General features: G+C 47.8%; 3 protein-coding genes. All 3 read right to left on the bottom strand.

The annotated features are described in order from the left end of the window. Positions 1–210: 210 nt before the first annotated feature. The 3 genes from RIC07_RS34560 to RIC07_RS34550 all read right to left on the bottom strand — a co-directional run bounded on the left by RIC07_RS34560 (position 211) and on the right by RIC07_RS34550 (position 2,737). Complete coding sequence (locus RIC07_RS34560) at positions 211–570, bottom strand: carbon dioxide-concentrating mechanism protein CcmK (RefSeq protein ID WP_446356939.1); 360 nt, start codon at positions 568–570, stop codon at positions 211–213. 149 nt (positions 571–719) lie between these two features. After that, positions 720–1,031, bottom strand: a complete 312-nt coding sequence (locus tag RIC07_RS34555; RefSeq protein ID WP_446398466.1) for a carbon dioxide-concentrating mechanism protein CcmK — start codon at positions 1,029–1,031, stop codon at positions 720–722. Positions 1,032–1,156: 125 nt separating this feature from the next. Beyond that, positions 1,157–2,737 carry an ATP-binding protein gene (locus tag RIC07_RS34550; RefSeq protein ID WP_446398465.1) on the bottom strand — a complete coding sequence of 527 codons (1,581 nt, stop codon included), beginning with the start codon at positions 2,735–2,737 and terminating at the stop codon, positions 1,157–1,159. Between the last annotated feature and the right edge of the window lie 272 nt (positions 2,738–3,009).

Here is a 3,009-nt window from a genome sequence, read left to right as displayed (position 1 = left end):
GTGGATTGAATCCTGGGTGTGATTCGTTGGCGCGATATAGCAGAAGGCAGAGGGCAGAAGGTTTATTATTGATTAAATTGAGAGGTTATCGCTAACTATCATAGGGTACGGCAATGCCGTACCCCTACCCAATCAATTATCCCTGAGATGGGGTAGGGTCACGATATTATCGTGCCCTGATATAGCTGGATCAAACTTTCCCTTATTTTCCTAACGTTGCAACCCGTTTCCTCTACCTTGGACTAATGGATTCTCAACCGCTTCTCTGTACTGCTCAACCTCTTCCGTGTACGCAATCGGCAGAACACACTCCACATTTTCATGAGGGCGGGGAATAATCACCCACGATTCTAAGGTTGCACCATAGGTTTTTTCAACAGCTGCAATTCCAGCATCCATGGCGGTTTTCACCTCGGAAACATCGCCACGAATATTCAGATTAAAACGAGCGCTACCAACGCGGATATAGCCGACTATGGTCACTCGACCCGCTTTAACCATAGCATCTGCGGCGGCTAATATACCGGGAAAGCCCTTGGTTTCAATTGACCCAACTGCTACTATTGACATTGCCAATCTCCTCAATCAATGAATTAATGAACTCAAAAACTTATTCTACGAATTATGGGTATTTTTTCAGAAACATACTCTTTGTCTTTAGCATTTTAATCGCGAACCAGACCTAGAGTCACTGAAACATTTCCCCTTCCCTTAATCAGTTAAAATGAGCGAAACTGTTCAACTTGACTGGTATATTCAATCGGTAGAACGGTGTCAACATTTTCGTGGGGATTAGGAATGATGTAGTAACCGGTTATCTCAGAGCCGTGTGTTTTCTCCACCGCTTCTAGACCCGCATCTACAGCCACCTTAACTTCAGATATTTTGCCCCGAACGCTGACCATAAAGCGACCACTTTCATTGCGATCAAACTTCACCAGCGTAACCGCGCCAGCTTTGACCATGGCGTCTGCGGCGGCAAGTACCCCAGGAAACCCTAACGTTTCAATCGTCCCAACGGCTGCGGGCATGATTGCTCTGTTACCTCCACCTCAAAAGATTCTATCAAACTATATTGTACGGGGCTTTATCACCCATTGAGGCGAAATTATAGATTATTTTTTAGATGGGATAAAACTTCATCAATTGATACCTCTTAATGGGTCGCATCTCCGGACGATGGCTTGGCGCTGACAGGTAACGTCACTGTTACCGTTGTCCCTTTGCCTACCTCACTCGCGATCGCAATCTCCCCCTGATGCAAATCTACACAATTTTTAACAATAGACAATCCCATCCCCGTTCCGGCAATTGTGCTGACATTGCTGGCGCGGAAAAAGGGGGAAAATAATCGCGGTTGCTCCGATTCGGGAATACCAATCCCTTGATCTTGAACCTGGATGATCAGGGTGTCATCCTCGCGGCGTAGGGATAAGGAAACCGTAGTACCTTTGGCAGAATACTTAATCGCATTGCTGAGGAGATTAGTGACAATATGTCGCAGCATCTGCTTATCCCACTCCGCTTCACCAGACGAGAGTTGAGGATGATAGGTCAAGGTATAGCGATCGCCAACCATCAGGCGCTGTTCATCTACCAATTGTAGACAAAAGTCTTCCACATCCAACGGTTCGGGATTAAACTGAAGTTCACCAGCTTGGGCTTTATTAAACGTGAGAACCTCTTCCACAAGCTGAGCCATCTGCTTGACGCCCATTTGAATCCGGTCTAAATAGGTTTGTTGTTTCTCCTCAGATAACTGGGCACTGTAGCGTTTCAGGAGTTCCGTTGAGGTTAAAATTACTGCCAAGGGCGTGCGGTATTCGTGGGAAATCATCGCCACAATCCGAGATTTCAGTTCGCTCAATTCCTGTTCAGCGATTAAAGCTTTACGAATTTCTGCCTCAGCTTTTTGGCGTTCGGCGACTTCTGTTGTCAGTTTAACCCGTTCCAGTTCTAAGGCTTGGGTTTGACGACGTTCGCTGATATCGCAAACGACTAAAACAGCACCCTTGATGTCATCATCATTAGGGCGCATTAAGGAAACGTGATCGACGATGGGCGTCTTGGTTCCATCTCTAGCAATCAACAGGCGATTATGTCCTTGATTCGGCACAGGTTCACCCCGCAGCAGCAGTATCACCGGGTTTTCCACAACTGTATTCGTGGCTTCATCGGAAATTTGCACCACTTCAGTAACGGGTTTGCCCATCGCCTCAGTAGATGACCAACCCGTTAAGGTTTGGGCGATAGGATTCATATAGGTAATGCCGCCTGTTGCATCCGTTGCGACTACCGCATCATGGGTTGAGTCGAGAATTGTGGAGAGAAATTCCTCGCGTTCGATTAACTGCTGTTGGGTTTGATGCTTATAAAGCGCGATTTCGATGGTAATTCCTAAATCACGCTGATTAAAGGGCTTGACAATATAGCCAAATGGCTCTGTCACTTTCGCACGCGCCAAGGTAGCCGCCTCGGAGTGTGCTGTTAGGTAAATGACGGGTATTTTAAATTGGCTGCGGATTTGCTCAGCAGCTTCAATTCCATCCATGTCTCGGTGTTTGAGAACAATATCCATCAACACCAGATCTGGACAAGTTTCCGCGACTTTAGCGAGGGCGGCTGTACCTGAATTGGCGATATCCACCACATCGTAACCCAATCGTTTGAGTTGACCAGCAATGGCTTGAGCGGTAATAATTTCATCTTCGACAATTAGAATCTTTGCCCTTGCCACGCCACTAATCCTCTATATATATATTGCACAGCTTTAATTTAATGGTAATCGGAAAGAGGGGGGAGCTGGGGGAGCTGGGGGAGCTGGGGGAGATGGGGGAGCTGGGGGAGCTGGGGGAGCTGGGGGAGCCGGGGGAGCTGGGGGACCTGGGGGAGCGCGGGAAGCTGGGGGAGCTGGGGGATATGTGCCTTGGCGTATGTGTGTAGGCGCGGGTTTAGAGACTAATATTGAGAGTTATCCCCAAGTAGGCTGCAAATCCCGCCCCGAGGGAA

Source organism: Coleofasciculus sp. E1-EBD-02 (genome assembly GCF_040218245.1).
In the GTDB taxonomy this organism is placed as follows: Bacteria; Cyanobacteriota; Cyanobacteriia; order Cyanobacteriales; family Coleofasciculaceae; genus Coleofasciculus.
This window is presented reverse-complemented; position numbering and strand designations above follow the sequence as displayed.